Origin of the sequence: Bombella pollinis (assembly GCF_026385485.1) — a bacterium.
In the GTDB taxonomy this organism is placed as follows: domain Bacteria; phylum Pseudomonadota; class Alphaproteobacteria; order Acetobacterales; family Acetobacteraceae; genus Bombella; species Bombella pollinis.
Genome location: NZ_JANIDX010000002.1, coordinates 143,850 through 162,434 on the forward strand (window position 1 = coordinate 143,850; position 18,585 = coordinate 162,434).

At 53.3% G+C, this 18,585-nt stretch carries 17 protein-coding genes and 1 tRNA gene; 5 read left to right on the forward strand and 13 right to left on the reverse strand.

Translation table 11 applies throughout. The annotated features are described in order from the left end of the window. Positions 1 to 4: 4 nt before the first annotated feature. From NQF89_RS02635 to NQF89_RS02665, 7 genes are all read right to left on the reverse strand, one after another. Positions 5 to 1,246 (reverse strand): lactonase family protein, encoded by a 1,242-nt coding sequence (locus tag NQF89_RS02635; protein ID WP_155573279.1) that lies wholly within the window; start codon positions 1,244 to 1,246, stop codon positions 5 to 7. A 104-nt stretch (positions 1,247 to 1,350) separates the two neighbouring features. Beyond that, entirely contained in the window at positions 1,351 to 1,836 is a 486-nt protein-coding gene (locus NQF89_RS02640) for a DUF2147 domain-containing protein (RefSeq protein ID WP_155573280.1), read from the reverse strand. Beyond that, positions 1,814 to 2,074, reverse strand: a complete 261-nt coding sequence (grxC, locus tag NQF89_RS02645) for a glutaredoxin 3 (protein WP_099027124.1) — start codon at positions 2,072 to 2,074, stop codon at positions 1,814 to 1,816. The genes NQF89_RS02640 and grxC overlap by 23 nt, the downstream gene beginning before the upstream one ends. An 18-nt stretch (positions 2,075 to 2,092) precedes the next feature. Beyond that, positions 2,093 to 2,863: a ComF family protein gene (locus tag NQF89_RS02650; RefSeq protein WP_155573281.1), complete on the reverse strand. Its 771-nt coding sequence runs from the start codon at positions 2,861 to 2,863 to the stop codon at positions 2,093 to 2,095. Positions 2,864 to 2,874: 11 nt separating this feature from the next. After that, entirely contained in the window at positions 2,875 to 4,284 is a 1,410-nt protein-coding gene (gene pgmG / locus NQF89_RS02655; RefSeq protein ID WP_155573282.1) for a phosphoglucomutase/phosphomannomutase PgmG, read from the reverse strand. A 15-nt stretch (positions 4,285 to 4,299) separates the two neighbouring features. Further along, positions 4,300 to 5,169, reverse strand: a complete 870-nt coding sequence (gene galU, locus NQF89_RS02660; protein WP_155579388.1) for a UTP--glucose-1-phosphate uridylyltransferase GalU — start codon at positions 5,167 to 5,169, stop codon at positions 4,300 to 4,302. Between the two features lie 224 nt (positions 5,170 to 5,393). Beyond that, a tRNA-Leu gene (locus NQF89_RS02665) sits at positions 5,394 to 5,480 on the reverse strand. Positions 5,481 to 5,563: 83 nt separating this feature from the next. Here NQF89_RS02665 and lipB point away from each other — a divergent pair. Further along, the gene (gene lipB / locus NQF89_RS02670) at positions 5,564 to 6,247 is read left to right on the forward strand and encodes a lipoyl(octanoyl) transferase LipB (protein ID WP_370513433.1); all 684 of its coding nucleotides are present in this window, start codon (positions 5,564 to 5,566) and stop codon (positions 6,245 to 6,247) included. Here the strand turns inward: lipB and NQF89_RS02675 are convergent. Both NQF89_RS02675 and NQF89_RS02680 read right to left on the reverse strand, forming a co-directional pair. Then, a complete protein-coding gene (locus NQF89_RS02675; protein WP_266137443.1) occupies positions 6,231 to 6,878 on the reverse strand; it encodes a LolA family protein in 648 nt (215 codons plus the stop codon). The genes lipB and NQF89_RS02675 overlap by 17 nt on opposite strands. After that, entirely contained in the window at positions 6,875 to 7,174 is a 300-nt protein-coding gene (locus NQF89_RS02680; RefSeq protein ID WP_155573285.1) for a BolA family protein, read from the reverse strand. Before NQF89_RS02680 ends, NQF89_RS02675 begins: the two co-directional genes overlap by 4 nt. A 133-nt stretch (positions 7,175 to 7,307) precedes the next feature. On the opposite strand from NQF89_RS02680, the gene NQF89_RS02685 reads away from it, so the two are divergent. The 4 genes from NQF89_RS02685 (at position 7,308) to NQF89_RS02700 (ending at position 11,794) form a co-directional block, all read left to right on the forward strand. Then, positions 7,308 to 7,919 carry a J domain-containing protein gene (locus tag NQF89_RS02685; RefSeq protein WP_155579390.1) on the forward strand — a complete coding sequence of 204 codons (612 nt, stop codon included), beginning with the start codon at positions 7,308 to 7,310 and terminating at the stop codon, positions 7,917 to 7,919. Between the two features lie 116 nt (positions 7,920 to 8,035). Further along, the gene (locus tag NQF89_RS02690) at positions 8,036 to 9,004 is read left to right on the forward strand and encodes an AAA family ATPase (protein ID WP_266137444.1); all 969 of its coding nucleotides are present in this window, start codon (positions 8,036 to 8,038) and stop codon (positions 9,002 to 9,004) included. 3 nt (positions 9,005 to 9,007) lie between these two features. Then, positions 9,008 to 10,840, forward strand: coding sequence for a cobaltochelatase CobT-related protein (locus NQF89_RS02695; protein ID WP_266137445.1), 1,833 nt, complete (start codon positions 9,008 to 9,010; stop codon positions 10,838 to 10,840). A 54-nt stretch (positions 10,841 to 10,894) separates the two neighbouring features. Further along, the gene (locus NQF89_RS02700; protein WP_266137446.1) at positions 10,895 to 11,794 is read left to right on the forward strand and encodes a hypothetical protein; all 900 of its coding nucleotides are present in this window, start codon (positions 10,895 to 10,897) and stop codon (positions 11,792 to 11,794) included. A gap of 56 nt (positions 11,795 to 11,850) precedes the next feature. Here the strand turns inward: NQF89_RS02700 and dnaE are convergent, their stop codons facing one another. Genes dnaE through proS form a run of 4 tightly spaced genes read right to left on the reverse strand, consistent with a single transcriptional unit; the run spans position 11,851 to position 18,584 of the window. Beyond that, positions 11,851 to 15,279, reverse strand: a complete 3,429-nt coding sequence (dnaE, locus tag NQF89_RS02705) for a DNA polymerase III subunit alpha (protein ID WP_266137500.1) — start codon at positions 15,277 to 15,279, stop codon at positions 11,851 to 11,853. Between the two features lie 48 nt (positions 15,280 to 15,327). Next, positions 15,328 to 16,026 (reverse strand): ABC transporter ATP-binding protein, encoded by a 699-nt coding sequence (locus NQF89_RS02710; protein WP_155579393.1) that lies wholly within the window; start codon positions 16,024 to 16,026, stop codon positions 15,328 to 15,330. Beyond that, on the reverse strand, positions 16,019 to 17,266 hold the full coding sequence (locus tag NQF89_RS02715) for a lipoprotein-releasing ABC transporter permease subunit (RefSeq protein WP_099027134.1): 1,248 nt from the start codon (positions 17,264 to 17,266) through the stop codon (positions 16,019 to 16,021). The genes NQF89_RS02710 and NQF89_RS02715 overlap by 8 nt, the downstream gene beginning before the upstream one ends. A gap of 1 nt (position 17,267) precedes the next feature. Then, entirely contained in the window at positions 17,268 to 18,584 is a 1,317-nt protein-coding gene (gene proS, locus NQF89_RS02720) for a proline--tRNA ligase (RefSeq protein WP_099027135.1), read from the reverse strand. Position 18,585: the final 1 nt, after the last annotated feature.

Consider the following 18,585-nt stretch of genomic DNA (forward strand, 5'->3'; position numbering starts at 1 on the left):
GAGCTTATGAATCCGCCACCATAAAGGCAAAGGTGGTGGGGCTGCCCACAGCGGTAAAGTGATTGGTGAAGACAGGCTTGCCCGTCTCCCGGTCCACACGGAAGGCTGTCACAGAATCAGACCGCTGGTTCGCACAGAAGAGGAAGGTCCCGCTGGGGTCGAACATCATCGCACGGCCATAATCGGCATGCATCCAGACCTCATCCTCCAGCGTCAATGTGCCATCAATCCCTACAGAGAAGACAGCCAAAGAATCACCAAGACGGTTGGAGACATAAACAAAGCGGCCGCTCTCTGCGATCAAGATCTCAGCAGCAAGCGTGGAACCACGGAAGTGAGACGTCACCGTGCTGACAGATTGAATCTGGGTAATCTCCCCCGTTTGCGGATTAAACTTGGAGACCACAACCTTGGAGTTCTGCTCACACAGATTATACAGCACACGCCCCGTATGATCGAAGACGAAGTGACGCGGTGCAGAGCCCGGCTCCATCTCGTAGAACGGCTTCTTCGCAGGGATCAACTTACCTGTATTAAGGTCCAGCCGCCAGACATATACACGATCCAACCCAGCATCATCCACCAACACGAATGTACCGCTGGGGTCTGTGGCAATCATATGCGGATGCGCACCAGAGTGATCGGACACAGCGAAATTACCCTCTGGGTTATCAGCTGCGCGCTCAGGCTGTTTAGGGCCAGAATTATGTACAACATCCGTTGCTTTACCCAAAGACCCATCAGCATGGATAGGCAGAACAGACACGCTACCGCCCATATAATTAGCAACAAGCAAATATTTGCCTGAAGGATGAACACTTAGATGCGCAGGCACTGCCCCGCCAGAGCTTACCGTGTTCAACTTGGCCAATGTGCCATTGCGCGTATCAACCGAGAATGCCGTGACAGAGCCGCTACCGGCCTTATCAAAATCATTAACCTCGCTCAGCGCGTACAGGAACTTCCGGTTCCGGCTTAATGTGATGAAGGATGGGCTCGGGATGTCCATAAAGGTGGTAACCAAGGTTAAGAAACCCGTTTCCCGGTCCATCTCGAAAACGGCAATCCCCTTACCATAGCCTGTCACACCGGGCGGCCCGTGTTCCGTATAACCACCAACGAAACACAAAATACGCGGCTGTTGCGCCTGCTCGGCTTTAACACTACGCAGCGGTGACAGGGCTGTCGCAGCCCCTAGCCCAGCAAGCCCTAGAGCGAATTGACGCCGGGAAAAACTCTGTGACATGACGTATCTACTCTCCTTCAACTGCACCCCATGGCCAAGAAAATAAAATAAAATTTTATTTTCTGCCGATTCACTCCACCCCTACAAGAAAAAAGGGCCTAACACTAGCCACCTTTCTGCATACGACATTGCGCACCAATAGCAGGAGAGTCTATGCGGCTCCATGTCTGGGTTTGGCCAAAAAGACTCAGCCCTACATAGCCGCGTAATTTCAACGTCCCATCTTTTGCCAACCACATACTCGCCTGATACCGGCTTCCCGTCCGTGGGTTAAGCACCGTTCCATGCCAATGACCATTCTTACGGGGAATCATATCGCTGATGATTTCCATCCCACATTCCGAATGACCCGTATAATCCTTCTCTGGCTCGGCTTCGGTATAATCCATCCCGACCAAATAGCCGCATAATTTAGCAGCATCATTTTGGCATGATTGGATGAGGAAAATACCATCCTTCTCCTTAACCAACCATGTACCAGCCAAAGGCGATGATGCCGCATAGGCGGATGAAAAGGCTGCCATGACCAGCCCCCCAACAACGCCCATCAAACCTGTATGAAAGGCGTTAGGAACGGCCCAAAAGCGCATCCAACTGGCCCGCTTTCTCCAACTGCATAAGCTCACTGCACCCTCCTATGGCTTTCCCATCAATAAAAATCTGTGGAACAGTTGTCTTCCCACCAGAACGCTCCTGCGCCTTTTCGCGCTCGGCAGAGCCACGAGGGGCGTGGATTTCCTCAAAAGGCACGTCTTTCGCTTGAAGCAGCGTAATTGCACGCACGCAATAAGGACAACCTGGTTGCGTATAAATCTCGATCTTTGGCATTACAAAACTCCTTCCCTCTCAAAGTAACGTTACCCGCGCTGCCACTAGAATATCTACCGAAACACAGCCAATCTCAAACAATGCTTTTGCACAACTCCCCAATGTTGCGCCTGTCGTCAAAATATCATCCACCAAAATGACAGAACGCCCCTGTAGGAACTCACAATGCCGCGGATTCACCGTCATGGCCCCCGCTAATTGGTGATGCCTCCCATGCCGTGATAGATGAGCTAACGCCTCCGTACGGAACTGCCGTTTTAACCCATTAGGGCAATGGGCCAGCCCCTGTTTACGCGCAATGACGCGCGATATTAGAGCCGCTTGATTATAACCACGCGTCCATAAACGCCAACGATGGACTGGAACAGGCACAAGTACCGTATCTGGCTTTAAAATGTCCGCCCCAGCAGTGGTCATAAACCGTGCTAATGTTGCAGCATGTTCGGTTTTACTGCCATATTTTAAGCCCATGATGAGCTGACGCGCTTGACCTTCATATAAAAAGGCAGACCGGCCTTTCCGCCATAAAGGCGGGCGTATTTCGCACGTCTCACACAGCCACCCGCGCTCTGCCACCTCATCTTGGGTAAGAGGCAAAGCGCATACATCACAAAAGGGCGGATGCACAAAACGGATCGCATTAAAACACGCCCCGCACACACCCGCACTACCGGGTGCGATTTCACAACCGCAAGATAGACAACTGGGCGGGAGGAGCCAATCCAGAACATTACGCCCGCATTGCCGTCCCCAACGAGCTAAACCCGCCGGTACATCCCCCTCCCACATCAGTTTAGAGCTTAATGACCAGCGGCCGCCGCATCAAAATCCGGGGCTTGCAGGCCAGACGCCTCTAATTGCGCGGTAAAAGCTGCTTTAAGCCGCGCTAACCCCTCATGAGTGCGTGCCTCAATCCGCCCGACTAGCACTGCCTGCGTGTTAGAGGCCCGCAAGAGCCACCAGCCATCATCCGTGTTCACCCGCACACCATCTACGGAGGAGACATCAGCCCCTTCCTTCTCCAGACGGGAGGCGACCTCTTTGATAACATCAAATTTTCTAAGGTCATCACAGGGGAAGCGCAACTCTGGCGTATTGACCATCTGCGGCAAGCCCTCACGCATCTCCGCTAATGTACCGGTGAGACGGGCAACAATGCCAAGCACGCGGATAGCCCCGTAAAGAGCATCATCAAAACCGTACCATTTATCTGCAAAGAAAATATGGCCCGACATTTCCCCTGCCAGGGGTGAAGACGTCTCCGCCATTTTACTTTTGATGAGCGAATGACCCGTCCGCCACATGAGCGGTTTACCACCGGCTTTGCCGACTTCATCAAAAAGAACTTGGCTCGCCTTCACATCAGCAATGATGGTCGCACCAGGATGCTTCTTCAGCACATCACGCGCTAAGAGAACGAGGATTTGATCGCCCCAGAGAATCTCTCCCTTACCATCCACAACGCCTACGCGGTCCGCATCGCCATCAAAAGCGATACCAACATCGGCCTTACGCGTCCGCACCTCTTTGATGAGGTCCTGTAAATTGCCTTCCACAGTAGGGTCAGGATGATGATTGGGGAATGTCCCATCAATCTCTGGATATAGAATCGTATGCTCACCGGGGAGTTTCTTAATCAGACGAGTGAGGACCTCCCCCGCGGCGGAATTACCATTATCCCACACTACCTTGAGCGGCCTCTCGCCGTCATAATCCTCAAGAAGGCGGGCAATATAGGCTTCGGAAGGGTCGATGGTCTCAACGCGACCTTCAGCCTTAGGCACAACATCGCCTTGCGCGGCCAAACGCCCCACCTCACGAATCTGCTCACCAAAGAAGGGCTTGCCCTTCATCATCATCTTAAAGCCATTATGATCCGGCGGATTATGGCTTCCTGTAACCATAATCGCCCCATCAGATTGCCCCGTAACGGCTGCATAATAGAGCATCGGTGTTGGACCACGACCTACACGCCGCACTGTCACGCCAGAATCCACAGCCCCACGGACCAAGGCTTCTTCCAAAGACGGTGAGGAGAGACGGCCATCATAACCGACCGTCACCACATGCCCACCATTACGGCGAACCATGCTCGCAAAGACGCGCCCTAGAGCATAAGCATCTTCGGGATGGAGGGTTTTACCTACAATGCCGCGAATATCATATTCACGCAGGCTTGTTGGCTCAAAATCATGCTTAAACGCAGTCATCTTACGGCTTACCCCTCACACATATTTCTTTAAGAAAGCGCGGACATCATCAGCAAGGTCGTCGCGTTCCAATGCCATGGCGACCTGAGCCTCCAAAAAGCCGAGCTTGCTCCCACAATCAAAGCGCGTCCCTTCGTAGCGCAACCCGTGGAAGGGCACCTTACCAATCATCTCCGCCATAGCGTCCGTCAGCTGGACCTCTCCCCCTACGCCCGTTTTTAACGCAGAGAGCGGTTTCAAAACATCCGCTGTGAGAACATAACGGCCAATAATCGCGAGGTTCGAGGGGGCATCCTGCGGGGCGGGCTTCTCAACAAGGCCGGTGACTTCCACCTTCTGCCCATCATCTTTACCAATCTTGAGGACACCGTAGCGGTCTGTCCATTCGTGAGGGACCTCATTTACGGCGACAACATTACCACCTGTTTGATGATACACATCGGCCAATTGCGCTACACAACTACGCCCCCCATGGACGATATCATCCGGCAGAAGGATGGCAAAAGGATCATTACCAATAAAGTTACGCGCACACCAAATAGCATGACCCAAACCAAGTGGATTCTGCTGCCGCACAGCCACAAGAGATCCCGCCTCCACGCTGCTACTCTCCAGTGCTTTCATGGCCGATTCTTTTTGACGTGCCTGCAGCGTGGCCTCAAGCTCATAAGCAACATCAAAATAATCAATCAAATTATCTTTACCACGAGCCGTTACAAGACAGAACTCCTCAATCCCTGCGGCACGGGCTTCATCAATCGCATATTGAATTAAAGGTTTATCAACAACTGGGAGCATCTCTTTCGGCATAGCCTTTGTCGCCGGGAGAAAGCGCGTCCCCAAACCTGCAACCGGCAAAACGGCTTTTTTCAATGGCTTAATCATCTTAGCTCTCTTTCTGTCCGTTCCTACTCTTGTACATTCATACTGAGAGGCATGCGTTAACTTAATAAACACCCTCTCCGAAGCGGGGCTAGTGTAAAAGAAAACACAAGCTTAACGCCACCCCATACAAGGAGATGAATACAAACGAATAGGGGTTTTTTTATGAATTTATAGCAATCTGCCAGATGGGCAGAGGAACCATTCCTTCATCCTTATGAAAGAAATGGTGCGGCCGAGAAGACTCGAACTTCCACGGGGTTATCCCCCACAAGCACCTCAAGCTTGCGCGTCTACCATTCCGCCACGGCCGCTCCGTGACAAGCGGTCTTTTTTGCCTAAGAAGGCGTGACCGCTTCGGTGACATCGCCTATAGCTTAGCCACGCAGAAAGGGCAATGGTCATGACACAGTTTTATGAAGAAATTATTTGGCAGAGAGACAATACCCTCTCCCCCTACCCCCACGCTCTCACGTTTATGCAGCAAAATGTGGAGGCCATTGCCCATCACCAAGCCCCACAACGTATTTGGCTAACAGGACATCCACCACTCTACACAGCTGGTACATCAGCGAAAGCAGAAGACCTCATCAACCCACATCATTACCCAACATTTGAGGCCGGACGCGGTGGGCAATGGACATATCATGGCCCCGGCCAACGCATTGCCTATATTATGCTCGACCTCACACGCCCGCACGGCCCCCTCCCCGCACGGGATATACGCGCCTTCGTCCAATATTTGGAACATTGGCTCATTATGACCCTCGAATCCCTCAATATCGAAGCCTTTACGCGGGAGGGACGCATTGGCGTATGGTGCTTTGATGCCCAAACAGGGCAAGAGGCAAAAATTGCCGCTTTAGGCATCCGTGTAAGCCGCTGGGTCAGCTGGCATGGGATTTCCCTCAATGTCGCGCCAAACTTAGAGGATTTTGATGGTATCATCCCCTGCGGCATACGCGATTACGGCGTTACCAGCCTGCAACGCTTTAACCCCTCCCTTACCATGGCGGAAGCTGATGCCGCCTTGCTAAAAAACTGGGTTGCCCTCTTTGGCCCTGTTAAGCAGGAGGGATGAAGTGGCTTTCATCCAGCGGTTGATTCTCTTGCACATCAAAGAGGGAAAGGCCGAAATGATGATGCCGCCCATCAACCCCCTGTATGCCAATCAAGCTCAACTTGCCCCGCACATCAGAAAATTGCAGGGTCAGCAACCCTTGGGAAGGGTCGTTCGCTTCCGCTAGGGAAATTTGCAGCGATTCTTCACCCCGTGCGACTTGTGTTACCTGCACATCTTTATCAAAGCTGATTGGATGGCGTAGTAGCAACCCCATTGGGTTACGCTTTAGCGATAAATGCGTCACGGCTCCATTATCGTCATTGCGTAAAATCAGATGACCATCACGCGCAACAGCCCGCGTTGCATGTGGGACGTCATACACCATCTCAAAACGCCCCGGGACGTAGAAGAAACGACCATCTCCCTGCTGCTGGGCCGGTCCATCCTGAGCAAATTGCGCTTGGATGGAACTCAACCCGTTTAAATATGCTTCTACCCGATGAATATCATGCCGCTCCCCTGCGGCAAGATGGTCATATCCTGCTGTAGCGCACCCTATTAAAGAGAGCGACATGACCAGCAAAACAGACCACAGCCTAACATGATAAATCGCACCATAGCGCATGAGCCGAGAGCATAAATCCTTCACGCAGATATCTCCCCTTTTAAGGTCAAAGAAAGGGCGTGCAAACCGCTCTCAAACTCTGCGGCCAAAAGCTGATGAACAAGGCGATGGCGTTCTACCGGCTTCATCCCATCAAAATGACGACTCACAATATGCAGACGATAATGCGTCTCGCCCACCTGCCCCGGCCCTCGCGCCTCCTGCTGTGCACTGCGTGCGTGGGCATGATGGCGATGGCGTGCGCTTTCATCATGAATCTCTAGCTGAGAGGGCATCAATGCTTCCTCCAGCACTGCCTTCATACGCTCGGCTCTTGTCATTAACTTTCTTCCACGCTGACCCACAGATAACTAGGGAACATACGCCCCTTCACCGCCTTGTATAATAGAAAACTTTCCTTCTCTAAAAAAGGATGCTTGCATCTAAGGCGAACCTCTCCCCATATCGTCCATTATGCAACGCAAATCCTCTCGTCATAAGGCCTTCGCGCCCGACCCAGATGCCCCAGAGCAATGCTGCGACCATCCTGATTGCGACCTTCCTGCTGGCTATCGTGCCCCACGCGGGCGGGATAATTTGCGCGCTTATTACTGGTTTTGCCTAGAACATGTCCGCCTTTATAATGCGAACTGGGATTATTACCGGGGCATGACACCCGGCCAGATTGAGCGGCATCTACGTGAGGATACCTCATGGCAACGCCCCTCTTGGAAGATGGGCACACCGGGGCACGATTCTGCACGCACCTCTTTTACGCTTGATGGGCTGCATGACCCGTTGGATATTCTTGCAGGCCGTAGGGCTCGCCCTTCACACGCTGCTGAGACTCGCAAGCAAGCTCCCCCCGCCCTGCGTGACCCCCTTGCTCAGCTTGATCTCGACTGGCCAACCACTATTGAAGTGGTAAAAACACGTTATCGTGTCCTTGCGCGCCGTTATCATCCCGATGCGAATCAGGATGACCCGCGTGCAGAAGAACGCTTTAAAGTCATCGGGACGGCCTATGCCACACTCCGCGCACACTTCGCCCATAATACAGACTATGAGGACAGCAATGTGCCATAATGACGCTGCCCCTCTTTTCTTCCCATTATAGGGTGATTATGTAATCGTACTGATGAAGTCCATAATCAGAGGTTATTCCCTCCTCCGCCACATTTCTTCATGACAGGATTTTCGCTATGGCTCTTCCCTCTACACAGTCTCTTTCTGACATATTGCCAGCGACTCCCGATGCACAAAAATCAGCACGGGAGCTTTTCGGCCTGGATTTAGATTTTGATGTGCCCCTCTGGTCCAAAAAGACAGACCATGTGCCAGAGATTGACCCGAGCTATCAATTTGACCGCGATACGACCCGCGCGATTCTGGCGGGGTTTATGTATAATCGCCGTGTGTTAGTGCAGGGCTTCCATGGGACGGGGAAATCCTCTCATATCGACCAAATTGCCGCACGTCTTAACTGGCCTTGTGTACGCATCAATTTGGACAGTCATATCTCCCGCATCGACCTCATCGGCAAAGATGCCATCACGCTAGAGGATGGCAAACAAATCACCGAGTTCCGCGAAGGCTTGTTACCATGGTGCTTACAAAGCCCATGCAGCCTCATTTTTGATGAATATGATGCTGGGCGGCCTGATGTAATGTTCGTCATCCAACGCGTGTTGGAGACTGATGGTGCCCTTACTTTGCTGGACCAAAATCGTGTTATCCAGCCTCATCCCTCCTTCCGCCTTTTTGCAACAGCCAATACAGTAGGGCTGGGTGATACAACGGGGCTGTATCACGGCACGCAGCAAATCAACCAAGGGCAGATGGACCGTTGGAACATCGTCACCTCCCTCAATTACCTCCCCAAAGAGCAGGAAGTCCGCATCATCAAAGCCAAAATGGGCGGTAAGCTGGATGATACACTCATCGGGCAAATGGTAGAGCTTGCCGACCTTAGCCGCGCAGGCTTTATGAATGGCGATATTTCCACCGTTATTTCCCCCCGTACGGTCCTCTCTTGGGCGGAAAATATTGACATCTTTAAAGATGTTCCTTTCGCCTTCCGCCTCAGCTTCCTCAATAAATGTGATGAGGCAGAACGCAGCATCGTTGCTGAATATTATCAGCGTTGTTTTAATACCTCACCTTTAGGGTGATTTATGTCTGACCCGCACGACCTTTTCCGCAAGGCGACCTTAGCCACACAGCGTGCTTTAAGTGGGCAGCAGGACATTCCCTTAACCCCTGCTCTAGCCTCTTTAGAGCGTGCGGCTCTTACCCCGGAGGAGATAGCTTATATCCGTGGGGCGACCGATGCCGCAGCCCTACAGCAACGGCATCACGACCCTGCAAAGCGCGTCACTTTGGCGGATGCTCAAACGCAAATCATCACCGATGGGATGGAGCAAGCCCGTTGTGAGATTTATGGCTCCCGCCATATGGCCGGGGTGCGGGCGAATATAAATAACCACCTCGCCCGGCGGCTCTACGCGCTTAATAGCGCGCGCATGATGGAGCGTGCAGATATGCCCGCCCCCCTCGCGTTAGAACTCCTCACGCGCGAGGCACTCTCTGGCCAAACATTGCCAGAAGAGATAACCGGCCCCGCCTTGGCAGAATGGCGACAAGCCCTTGGCCCCAAAGCCCGCGCTGCTTTAGAGACGCTCGCCCTCGTCCAAGACGACCAATCACGCTTCCACCAAGCCACACAACATTTTGTAAAAACCTTCACTCTAGAAGAAACGGGCCAAAGTGATGAGGAAGAGCCGGAATCCTCTAGCTCCCGTAATCAAAATCAGAGTGAAGACAGTGAAGCTGGAGAGTCCGCCTCCCCCGACCCACAAGGCGAGGAGGAGGAAGAAGGCAGCTCTGACGATGAGCACTCCATCCTCAATGATGAAGCGGAAGATTCCACCTCCAGCGGGGAGGACCCGGCCTCCGATGAGATTGAGGCCCTTCTTGCAGAAGGGGAAAATGGGTTTGAGCAACCTGCTGGCCCCTCTGAGACGCGTGAGGATGAGCCACCCTGCCCAATTACGGGCCTTGGAGGGTACCATGCTTACACGCAGGAGTTTGATGAAGAAATCCACGCCCATGAGCTTTGCGACCCGACCGAGCTAGACCGTCTGCGCGAAAGGCTGGATGAGCAGTTGCAACAAACCCAAGGGTTTGTCTCCCGTCTGGCGCATCGTCTGCAACGTAAGCTTTTGGCCCAACAGCAACGCCGTTGGCATTTTGACCAAGAAGATGGGATTCTTGATGCAGCCCGCCTGCCGCGTATCATCAGCAATCCTTCTCTCCCCCTCTCTTATAAGCAAGAGGGCAAGGCGGATTTCCGCGATACGGTCGTCACCCTCCTGATTGATAATTCAGGCTCTATGCGCGGCCGTCCCATCACCACAGCGGCCATTTGTGGCGATATTCTTGCCCGCACGCTCGAACGCTGCGGCATTAAAGTGGAGGTTCTCGGCTTTACTACCCGCGCTTGGAAGGGCGGCCAAAGCCGTGTAAAATGGAGCGAAGATGGCCGCCCTAAAGAGCCGGGGCGGCTTAATGACCTCCGGCACATCATCTATAAGTCAGCCGACACTCCATGGCGGCGTGCCCGGCGTAATATTGGGCTGATGCTCCGCGAAGGGTTGTTAAAAGAAAATATTGATGGTGAGGCCCTCCTCTGGGCATGGAAACGTCTAAAACATCGGCCAGAACATCGCCGTATTTTAATGGTGATTTCCGATGGGGCTCCAGTGGATGATAGTACCTCCTCCGCTAATGGGCCGGAATATTTGGATCTGCATCTCCATCGCGTCATTCATCAGCTCGAAAATGACCATGCAGGGGAGCTTTTGGCCATCGGCATTGGGCATGATGTCACCCGCTATTACGCCAATAGTGTGACCATTAGCTCGGCAGAGGATTTAGGCGACACGATGGTAGCCCAACTCACAGCTCTCTTTGCCCCGCCCTCTGGTAAGACAAAACGGCGCGGATAATTTTCCCGCGCCCCATTGCCAGAAGGGCCAGACTCCGCCACTCTACGGGGTACTATGTTACATTCTTCTACACATCGTCTCCGTATGGCAGCGCACGCAAAAGGCTTAGGCTTACTGGCTCTTTTAGGGGTTATGGCCCTGCCAGCAGCATATGCTGAAACACTGCCCCATCTTTCAGCCAACTGCTTTACCTATAGCCCCGGGCAAGTGAGTAAGACGAAGCAGGGCGGCCTCATCATCAAAAACATGCAGGCGGAACTTACTGGCACGCAACATCGCATCACCGTGCGCTCCAGCACAGTGGTAGACCATAAACGCACCCTTGATGCAGCCGGTCTAGCCCGCCTTAATGCCGCTGTTGCTTATGCTGCCCTCACCGCTTATCACCGTGGCATGACGGAGGCTTGCGCTAACCAACCTCTACCGGGAGTGCAAGAAGTCAAAAATGCGCTGCCAGAAATGAGCTGGCAAGGCATCACCCTTACCCGGCCAGACCGCGCCTCCACCGCAAGCACGGCTCATGTGCGTGTCCTCAGCACAAGCCCGGCTATTCATTTCCTTTTTGATGCAAACGGGATGACCTCCCCACAGGCGATTCTCCTACCGCCGTCTGTCTCGGGAGATATTACCTTTATCCCCTCTTCTCAGCCGCCTTATCATGTAACGGTCAATCAACTCCATACGGCTTTAAATGGTAGCGATATTGATGGCCGAGGTGATGTTCTCGCCACGGCAGGGCGTGAAAATCTCAAAGCTGATATTCATCTCTCCATCAGCCATATTGGGGAGATGATAGACCAGCTTGGCAAAATCGCTCCCACAAAAATCACCGCAGCTTTGCTTATTGCCCGCATCATGGGGGAGAGAGAACCCAACCACCGCACGGGGTGGCACATCACGCTAGAGCATGACACCATCCATGTGAATGGCGTTAAAGTCCCCATGCCTTTTTAAAAGGATGCGATAACGTCTTGCTTATTAGAGGCCACCCTTCCCGGTGGCCTTTTCTTTTACGCTTGTTTTAACTCCTTAATCCCCTCCAACGTCTTCATCTGCTCGGCAAGACGTGGGGTAACGCGATAGAATCCGGGCAACCTAATCTCAATCGCCTGCGTCTCCTCCAGCTCTGGCAGCAAGACAACACGGCCTCGGCCACCCTTTACATCCTCTAACATTGTCTGAAGGGGGGCTAGAGCGATGGCGCGGTTAATCCATATCCGCAATTCCCCTTGCTCCTCAGCTGCAGCAGCCTCTAAATCTTGCACATGTTGGGCCGTAATACGCAGCGCATCACCATCTAGCTTCAACTCCGCCTGCACCAACACAGCCTGCCCTGCAACCAGCAAATCCCGACAGGCTTGCAATGTCTCGGAAAAGAGCGTGACCTCGCAACTCCCGCTCGCATCGGTCAACGTCACCCACGCCATTTTCTTTCCTGTTTTGGTGGGGCGTTCCTTCTTCTCCACCACACAACCAGCAATCGCAACACGCATCTGCCCTTGATGCGCCTTTGGCTCTAGCTGCACCGCAGGGGTCACAGCCAGCCGCCGCAACACATGCTTATACGCATCTAAAGGATGTGCGCTCATATGGAAGCCAATCACGCTAGCCTCATGCGATAACCGCTCGAAATCCGGCCAAGGGCGTACCTTCTTCAGCCGCAAGACTTCGCGCAGGCTACTATCCACGCCGCCGCCAAAAAGCCCCGCTTGCCCGACCTCTTTCTCCTGCGCGCGCGATTGGGCACGGCGTAACACAATCTCCGCACTGGCAAAGACTGTGTGCCGGTCAGGCTCTAAATTATCAAACGCTCCAGCCTTGGCTAAACTCTCCATTTGAAGCTTATTGATATGACGGGAATCACAACGCTCGGCAAAATCTGTCATATCGCAAAAAGGCTGTGTGCCACGGTCTTTTACCAGGCCTTCCATCGCCACAAACCCAACACGCTTTACGGCAGCCAAAGCGTAACGAATCCCCAACTGCCCATCCTCTAACCGCTCGATAGAGAAATCAGCTTGGGATTTATTAATATCCACGGGCAGGACGGGAATCCCCATCCGTTTAGCCTCTTGGCACAAGGCGGCTAGCTTCTCCGTCTTTTCCCGTGCGAGGGACATACAGCCCGCAAGGAAAGGCACCGGGTGGTTCGCCTTCATCCATGCGGTTTGATAAGAAACTAACGCATAAGCCGCCGCATGGGATTTGTTAAAGCCGTAATTGGCAAATTTCGCCATGAGGTCGAACACTTCCTCGGCTTTCTCTGCAGTAATGCCCCGCTTTGTTGCGCCCTCACAGAAGATGGCCCGTTGTTTTTCCATCTCCGAGGCGATTTTCTTCCCCATCGCCCGGCGTAATAAATCCGCCCCACCAAGACTATAACCCGCCATCTTCTGAGCAATTTGCATCACCTGCTCTTGATAGACCATAATCCCGTAGGTCTCCTCAAGGATGGGACGAATCTCCTCATGGGGCGGCTCCCACGGGGCTCCATGTTTCCGGCGGCAATATTCGGGAATATTCTCCATCGGGCCGGGGCGGTAAAGCGACACCCCAGCAATGAGATCCTCCAACCGGCTGGCTGCCATCTGCTTGAGCATGTCGCGCATACCCGCGCCTTCAAACTGAAAGACGCCCGCCGTATCCCCCCGCGCCATCATATCGAAGGTTTTTTTATCATCGAGTGGAATATGGGAGAGGTCCACCTCCTCCCCTAAATCACGCAGAAAATCGACCCCGCGCTTGAGGATGGTCAATGTCGTCAAACCGAGGAAGTCGAACTTCACCAGCCCGGCTTGCTCAACAAACTTCATATTATATTGCGTAACGAGCATCTCACTACGCGGGTCTCGATAGAGGGGGACAAGCTCTACAAGGTCACGGTCCCCAATCACCACACCGGCTGCATGGGTGGAGGCATGGCGAAATAACCCCTCCAACTGCAAGGCAATCTCCAAGAGGCGGCGAATCATCTCATCATTATCGCGCATCTCCTGCAAGCGTGGCTCTTCCTCAATCGCTTGCGCTAAAGGCGTTGGCTTAGCCGGATTATTCGGGATAAGCTCTGCCACACGATTGACCATACCATAAGGCAAGCCCAACACACGCCCCACATCGCGCACTGCCGCCTTGGCTTGTAATTTCCCAAAGGTGATGATTTGCGCCACACGCTCATGGCCATATTCATCGCGCACATAGCGGATGACCTCATCGCGCCGGTCCTGACAGAAATCGATATCAAAGTCCGGCATGGAGACACGTTCAGGGTTGAGGAAACGCTCAAATAACAGACCAAAGGGGATGGGGTCGATGTCGGTAATCGTCAAAGCATAAGCCACTAATGACCCTGCACCAGAACCACGCCCCGGCCCTACAGGAATATCATGCGCCTTCGCCCATTGGATGAAGTCCGCCACGATGAGGAAGTAACCAGGGAACCCCATGCGGGCGATGATGCCGAGTTCCGTCTCCAATCGTTCTTCATACTCAGCGCGGCGGGCCTCGCCATCCTTCATAACCGCAAGGCGTTTTACCAGCCCTTCTTGGGCCATAGCACGCAAGGTTTCCTCCTCCGTGCTGCCTTCGCGCACTTTAGGGCAAACAGGCAAAAGCGGCTTGCGTGTATTCACCGCCGCGGCACAATGCTGCGCGATAATCAACGTATTATCACATGCCTCTGGCAGGTCATGGAATAAAGCGCGCATCTCCTCCGGTGTTTTAAACCACGCTTGTGGGGAGACACGCCAGCGGTCCTCCTCCGCCATTGTCCGGCCTTGAGCAATACAGAGCAAAGCATCATGCGCTTCATGCAAATCCGGCGTAGGGAAGAAACATTCATTGGTGGCTACTAAGGGGAGGTCAAGCTCATCAGCTAAAGCGATGAGCTGAGGTTCTGTAACATCCTCCCCTGCTTCATCCAGCCGGTTAATCTCCACCGCCACATAGCCATGAAACGCTTCTTTAAAGCGTTGGAGCATCTGTTTTGCTGCGTCTCTTTGCTCACCTAGCAATAATTTATTGATAGGCCCGCGATTACCGCCTGTAAGCAAAAATAACCCATTAGCCCGGCTGCATAAAACATCCAGCGGCATAGAAGGATCCGCCGAATCTCCGTTCAAAAAACCTTGGGTGGAGAGATATTGAAGATTCTCCAAGCCTTCTTCCGTGCGCGCCAACACAACCAACGGTTCTGCTGGAATACCGGGCCGAGCAGAGGGAGATGGTAAAGCTAATTGGCACCCAATAATCGGCTGAATCCCCGCCTTACGACATTGTTGGGAAAACTCCAGCCCACCAAACATATTGCCGCTATCAGTCAATGCGACAGCTGGCATGGCGTTTTCTTCTGCCAACTTCACAAGATCAGGCACGCGGATAGCACCCTGACTAAGAGAATAGGCTGAATGATTACGGAGATGGACAAAATGAGCGTAAGACATGCCCTCCATTTACCACGCCCTCATCCCCGCATGGAACAGAAAACAGATTTACGCGCGGAATGGGACGATGTGCCCTTCCGCCAATGTCACGGTGCGGTCCATCGCAGCAGCCAGTGCCTCATTATGAGTAGCAATAAGCGCGGCTACGCCTTCTTCTCGCACGATGCGCGTTAATTCCGCAAAAACAAGCTCCGCTGTTTTTGTATCAAGATTACCCGTTGGCTCATCAGCCAAGAGTAAACTAGGACGATTCGCTAGAGCGCGAGCAATGGCTGTGCGTTGCTGCTCCCCACCGGACATCCGCCCCGGCAAAGATTCTAACCGATGAGACAGGCCAAAACGTGTTAATAAATCAACCGCTCGCAAACGTGCCTCGACACGGCTTACCCCCGCCGCTAATTGAGGCAGCATGACATTCTCACAGGCTGAAAACTCACCCAGAAGATGATGGAATTGATACACAAAGCCAATCTCATCACGCCGCAATGCTGTCCGCCCGCTCTCACTCATTTTGCGCGTGCTACGCCCTTGAATCAGCACATCCCCAGAATCAGGACGCTCCAACAAACCTGCTAGATGCAGTAAGGTCGATTTCCCCGTCCCACTGGGGGCAACCAAGGCCACCAGCTCCCCGCTTTGTAGAGTGAAATCCGCCTCTTTAAGGATATGCAGCTCCTCATCACCGGAGCGGAAAAACCGGCTTAATCCCTCAAGGGATAAAACGTAAGCCTCTGAATCCTTACTCATGACGCAGAGCCTCCACCGGGTCCGTCTTTGCCGCACGCCATGAGGGATAAAGCGTAGCTAAGAGCGATAAAACCAACGAGAGCACCGCTACCTCTACCACTTGCGACCACACTAACCGCGCCGGGAGACGCGCTAGGAAATAGACTTCCGGGTTAAATAAGTTCGTCCCTGTTAGGGATTCCAAAAGATGGCGAATATGCTCGATATTGAGGGCAAAGCAAATGCCCAACCCCGTCCCTACCAGAGTACCCACCACACCAACAGAGGCTCCACACATCAAGAAGATACGCATCACGCTCCCACGGCTCGCCCCAAAGGTGCGCAGAATGGCAATATCGCGCGTTTTATCCTTCACCATCATAATGAGGGAGGAAATCACATTAAACGCCGCCACAAGGATAATGAGCGTGAGGATAAGGAACATTACATTCTGCTCCACCGTCACGGCATCCAAAAAGCCATTGGCACTATCTGTCCAATCCAGCACTTGCAGGCGCGGATCATTCAACGCATCCTCAATCTGGCGGCTAAGAGGCTGAATATTGAGCGGGTCATGCGTACTCACTTGTATAAGAGAGACACTATCGCCCATCATCAAAAAGGCCTGAGAGGCTGCCAAAGGCATGAGGATGACATTGCTGTTATAGTCGTTCCAATTCGCATCAAAAATGAGCGCGACATGCACCTTCCGCACCCGTGGCATCGTGCCAAACGGCGTTGCTTGGCCATTGGGGGACAGGATGGTCAAGCTTGAGCCAACATGCAGCCCTGCACGCTCGGCCAAAGTCACGCCAATGGCCACCGCATCATTGCCGCGGAAATCCTCTAACCGGCCATCCATCACCCCTTGGGTGAGGGCTTTCCACCCCTGTAAATCCTCTGGGCTTAGCCCCTCCAACAATGCCCCGGTGGAGTAACGCCCCGCCTCTGCCAAAACAGTGCCTTGCGTCATGGGCAGAACCTGCGTCACACCGGGCACCTTACGGATGATAAACGCATCATCACGATAATCGCGAATTGGCTGCCCATAGGCATAGACGTTCAAATCCCCATGCAGGCCGAGAATCCGGCCCATGAGGTCTGCTTTAAAGCCATTCATCACGGCCATGACGATGATGAGCGTCGCCACCCCTAAAGCAATGCCAACAAGGGAGAAAAGCGCAATGACAGAGGCAAAACGCTCCCCCTTGCGGGCCCGCAAATAACGCAAGGCGATTGTTCGCTCAAACCGTCCGAACATGTTAGCCCAGCCCTAGCTTGGCCAAAGCGTCATCAAGCGGCAATTCACTCCGCTCGCCAGTAGCACGGTGTTTTAGCTCCACCATACCGGCTTTAGCCCCACGCGGGCCGACAATAATTTGCCAAGGATGGCCCATCAGGTCAGCATCATTAAACTTCACACCAGCACGATCGGCGCGGTCATCATAAAGCAACCCTTCTGGGTCACGGCTATAAATGCTCTCACAAAGCTTATCACAAAGCTCATCACCGGGGCGAAGATTGAGCAAAGCTGCCCGATAAGGAGCCACTTCCTCCGGCCAAATAATACCGGCTTCATCATGAGAGGCTTCAATAATCGCCCCGACCAGACGGGAGACGCCAATCCCATAGGACCCCATATGCGGGTGCAACGGTGCCCCATCAGCCCCATTAACCTCAACGCCCATAGCCTCGGTATATTTCGTCCCGAAATAGAAGATATGCCCGACCTCAATGCCACGGCCACCACGCCGGCGCGACTCTGGCACGCTCTCCCAAGCTGAGAGGTCATGCTTTTCATCCGTAGCGGAATAGGTTGTCTTCACAATCTCGCGCAGTTTTTGGAGGTCATCCTCCTTCTGCGGGTCAAGACCGATGCTATCCCAGTCGATCTCATCCCACCCGGCATCATAAAAGACTTCACTCTCCCCCGTTGGGGCAAGGACGAGGAACTCATGGCTCAATTCCCCACCGATAGGCCCCGTATCAGCAGCCATAGGCACGGCTTGCACACCCAACCGGCGGAAAATCTTCAAATAAGACAACATGATACGATAATAGCTGCTTACGGCATCCTCATAAGAGAGGTCGAAGCTATAACCGTCCTTCATGTAGAACTCACGACCACGCATCACACCAAAGCGCGGGCGGATCTCATCCCGGAACTTCCATTGGATATGATACAGCATCTTCGGTAGTTCACGGTAGGATTTCACCGTGCTGCCAAAGAGGTCCGTCACCATTTCCTCATTGGTTGGGCCATAAAGCATCTCGCGCCCTTGCCGGTCCTCAATGCGCAGCATCTCCGGCCCGTACGCATCATACCGACCAGACCGCCGCCATAGCTCGGCAGATTGAACAGTCGGCATCAGGATTTCCTGACCACCAATTTTATCCTGCTCTTGCCGCACAATAGTAGCAATGTTGCGCAGGACACGCAGCCCTGCTGGCAGCCATGTATAAATGCCAGATGACGTCTGCCGCACAAGCCCCGCCCGCAGCATCAAGCGATGAGAGGCGATTTGTGCCTCGGCGGGGACTTCCTTCAAAGTGGGCTGAAAAGCCTGACTTAGACGCATA

Coding starts and splice junctions, on each gene's coding strand:
- NQF89_RS02635 (WP_155573279.1), bottom strand. CDS start 1,246: ATGTCACAGAGTTTTTCCCGGCGTCAATTCGCTCTAGGGCTTGCTGGG.
- NQF89_RS02640 (WP_155573280.1), bottom strand. CDS start 1,836: ATGCGCTTTTGGGCCGTTCCTAACGCCTTTCATACAGGTTTGATGGGC.
- grxC (WP_099027124.1), bottom strand. CDS start 2,074: ATGCCAAAGATCGAGATTTATACGCAACCAGGTTGTCCTTATTGCGTG.
- NQF89_RS02650 (WP_155573281.1), bottom strand. CDS start 2,863: ATGTGGGAGGGGGATGTACCGGCGGGTTTAGCTCGTTGGGGACGGCAA.
- pgmG (WP_155573282.1), bottom strand. CDS start 4,284: ATGACTGCGTTTAAGCATGATTTTGAGCCAACAAGCCTGCGTGAATAT.
- galU (WP_155579388.1), bottom strand. CDS start 5,169: ATGATTAAGCCATTGAAAAAAGCCGTTTTGCCGGTTGCAGGTTTGGGG.
- lipB (WP_370513433.1), top strand. CDS start 5,564: ATGGTCATGACACAGTTTTATGAAGAAATTATTTGGCAGAGAGACAAT.
- NQF89_RS02680 (WP_155573285.1), bottom strand. CDS start 7,174: ATGACAAGAGCCGAGCGTATGAAGGCAGTGCTGGAGGAAGCATTGATG.
- NQF89_RS02685 (WP_155579390.1), top strand. CDS start 7,308: ATGCAACGCAAATCCTCTCGTCATAAGGCCTTCGCGCCCGACCCAGAT.
- NQF89_RS02690 (WP_266137444.1), top strand. CDS start 8,036: ATGGCTCTTCCCTCTACACAGTCTCTTTCTGACATATTGCCAGCGACT.
- NQF89_RS02695 (WP_266137445.1), top strand. CDS start 9,008: ATGTCTGACCCGCACGACCTTTTCCGCAAGGCGACCTTAGCCACACAG.
- NQF89_RS02700 (WP_266137446.1), top strand. CDS start 10,895: ATGTTACATTCTTCTACACATCGTCTCCGTATGGCAGCGCACGCAAAA.
- dnaE (WP_266137500.1), bottom strand. CDS start 15,279: ATGTCTTACGCTCATTTTGTCCATCTCCGTAATCATTCAGCCTATTCT.
- NQF89_RS02710 (WP_155579393.1), bottom strand. CDS start 16,026: ATGAGTAAGGATTCAGAGGCTTACGTTTTATCCCTTGAGGGATTAAGC.
- NQF89_RS02715 (WP_099027134.1), bottom strand. CDS start 17,266: ATGTTCGGACGGTTTGAGCGAACAATCGCCTTGCGTTATTTGCGGGCC.
- proS (WP_099027135.1), bottom strand. CDS start 18,584: ATGCGTCTAAGTCAGGCTTTTCAGCCCACTTTGAAGGAAGTCCCCGCC.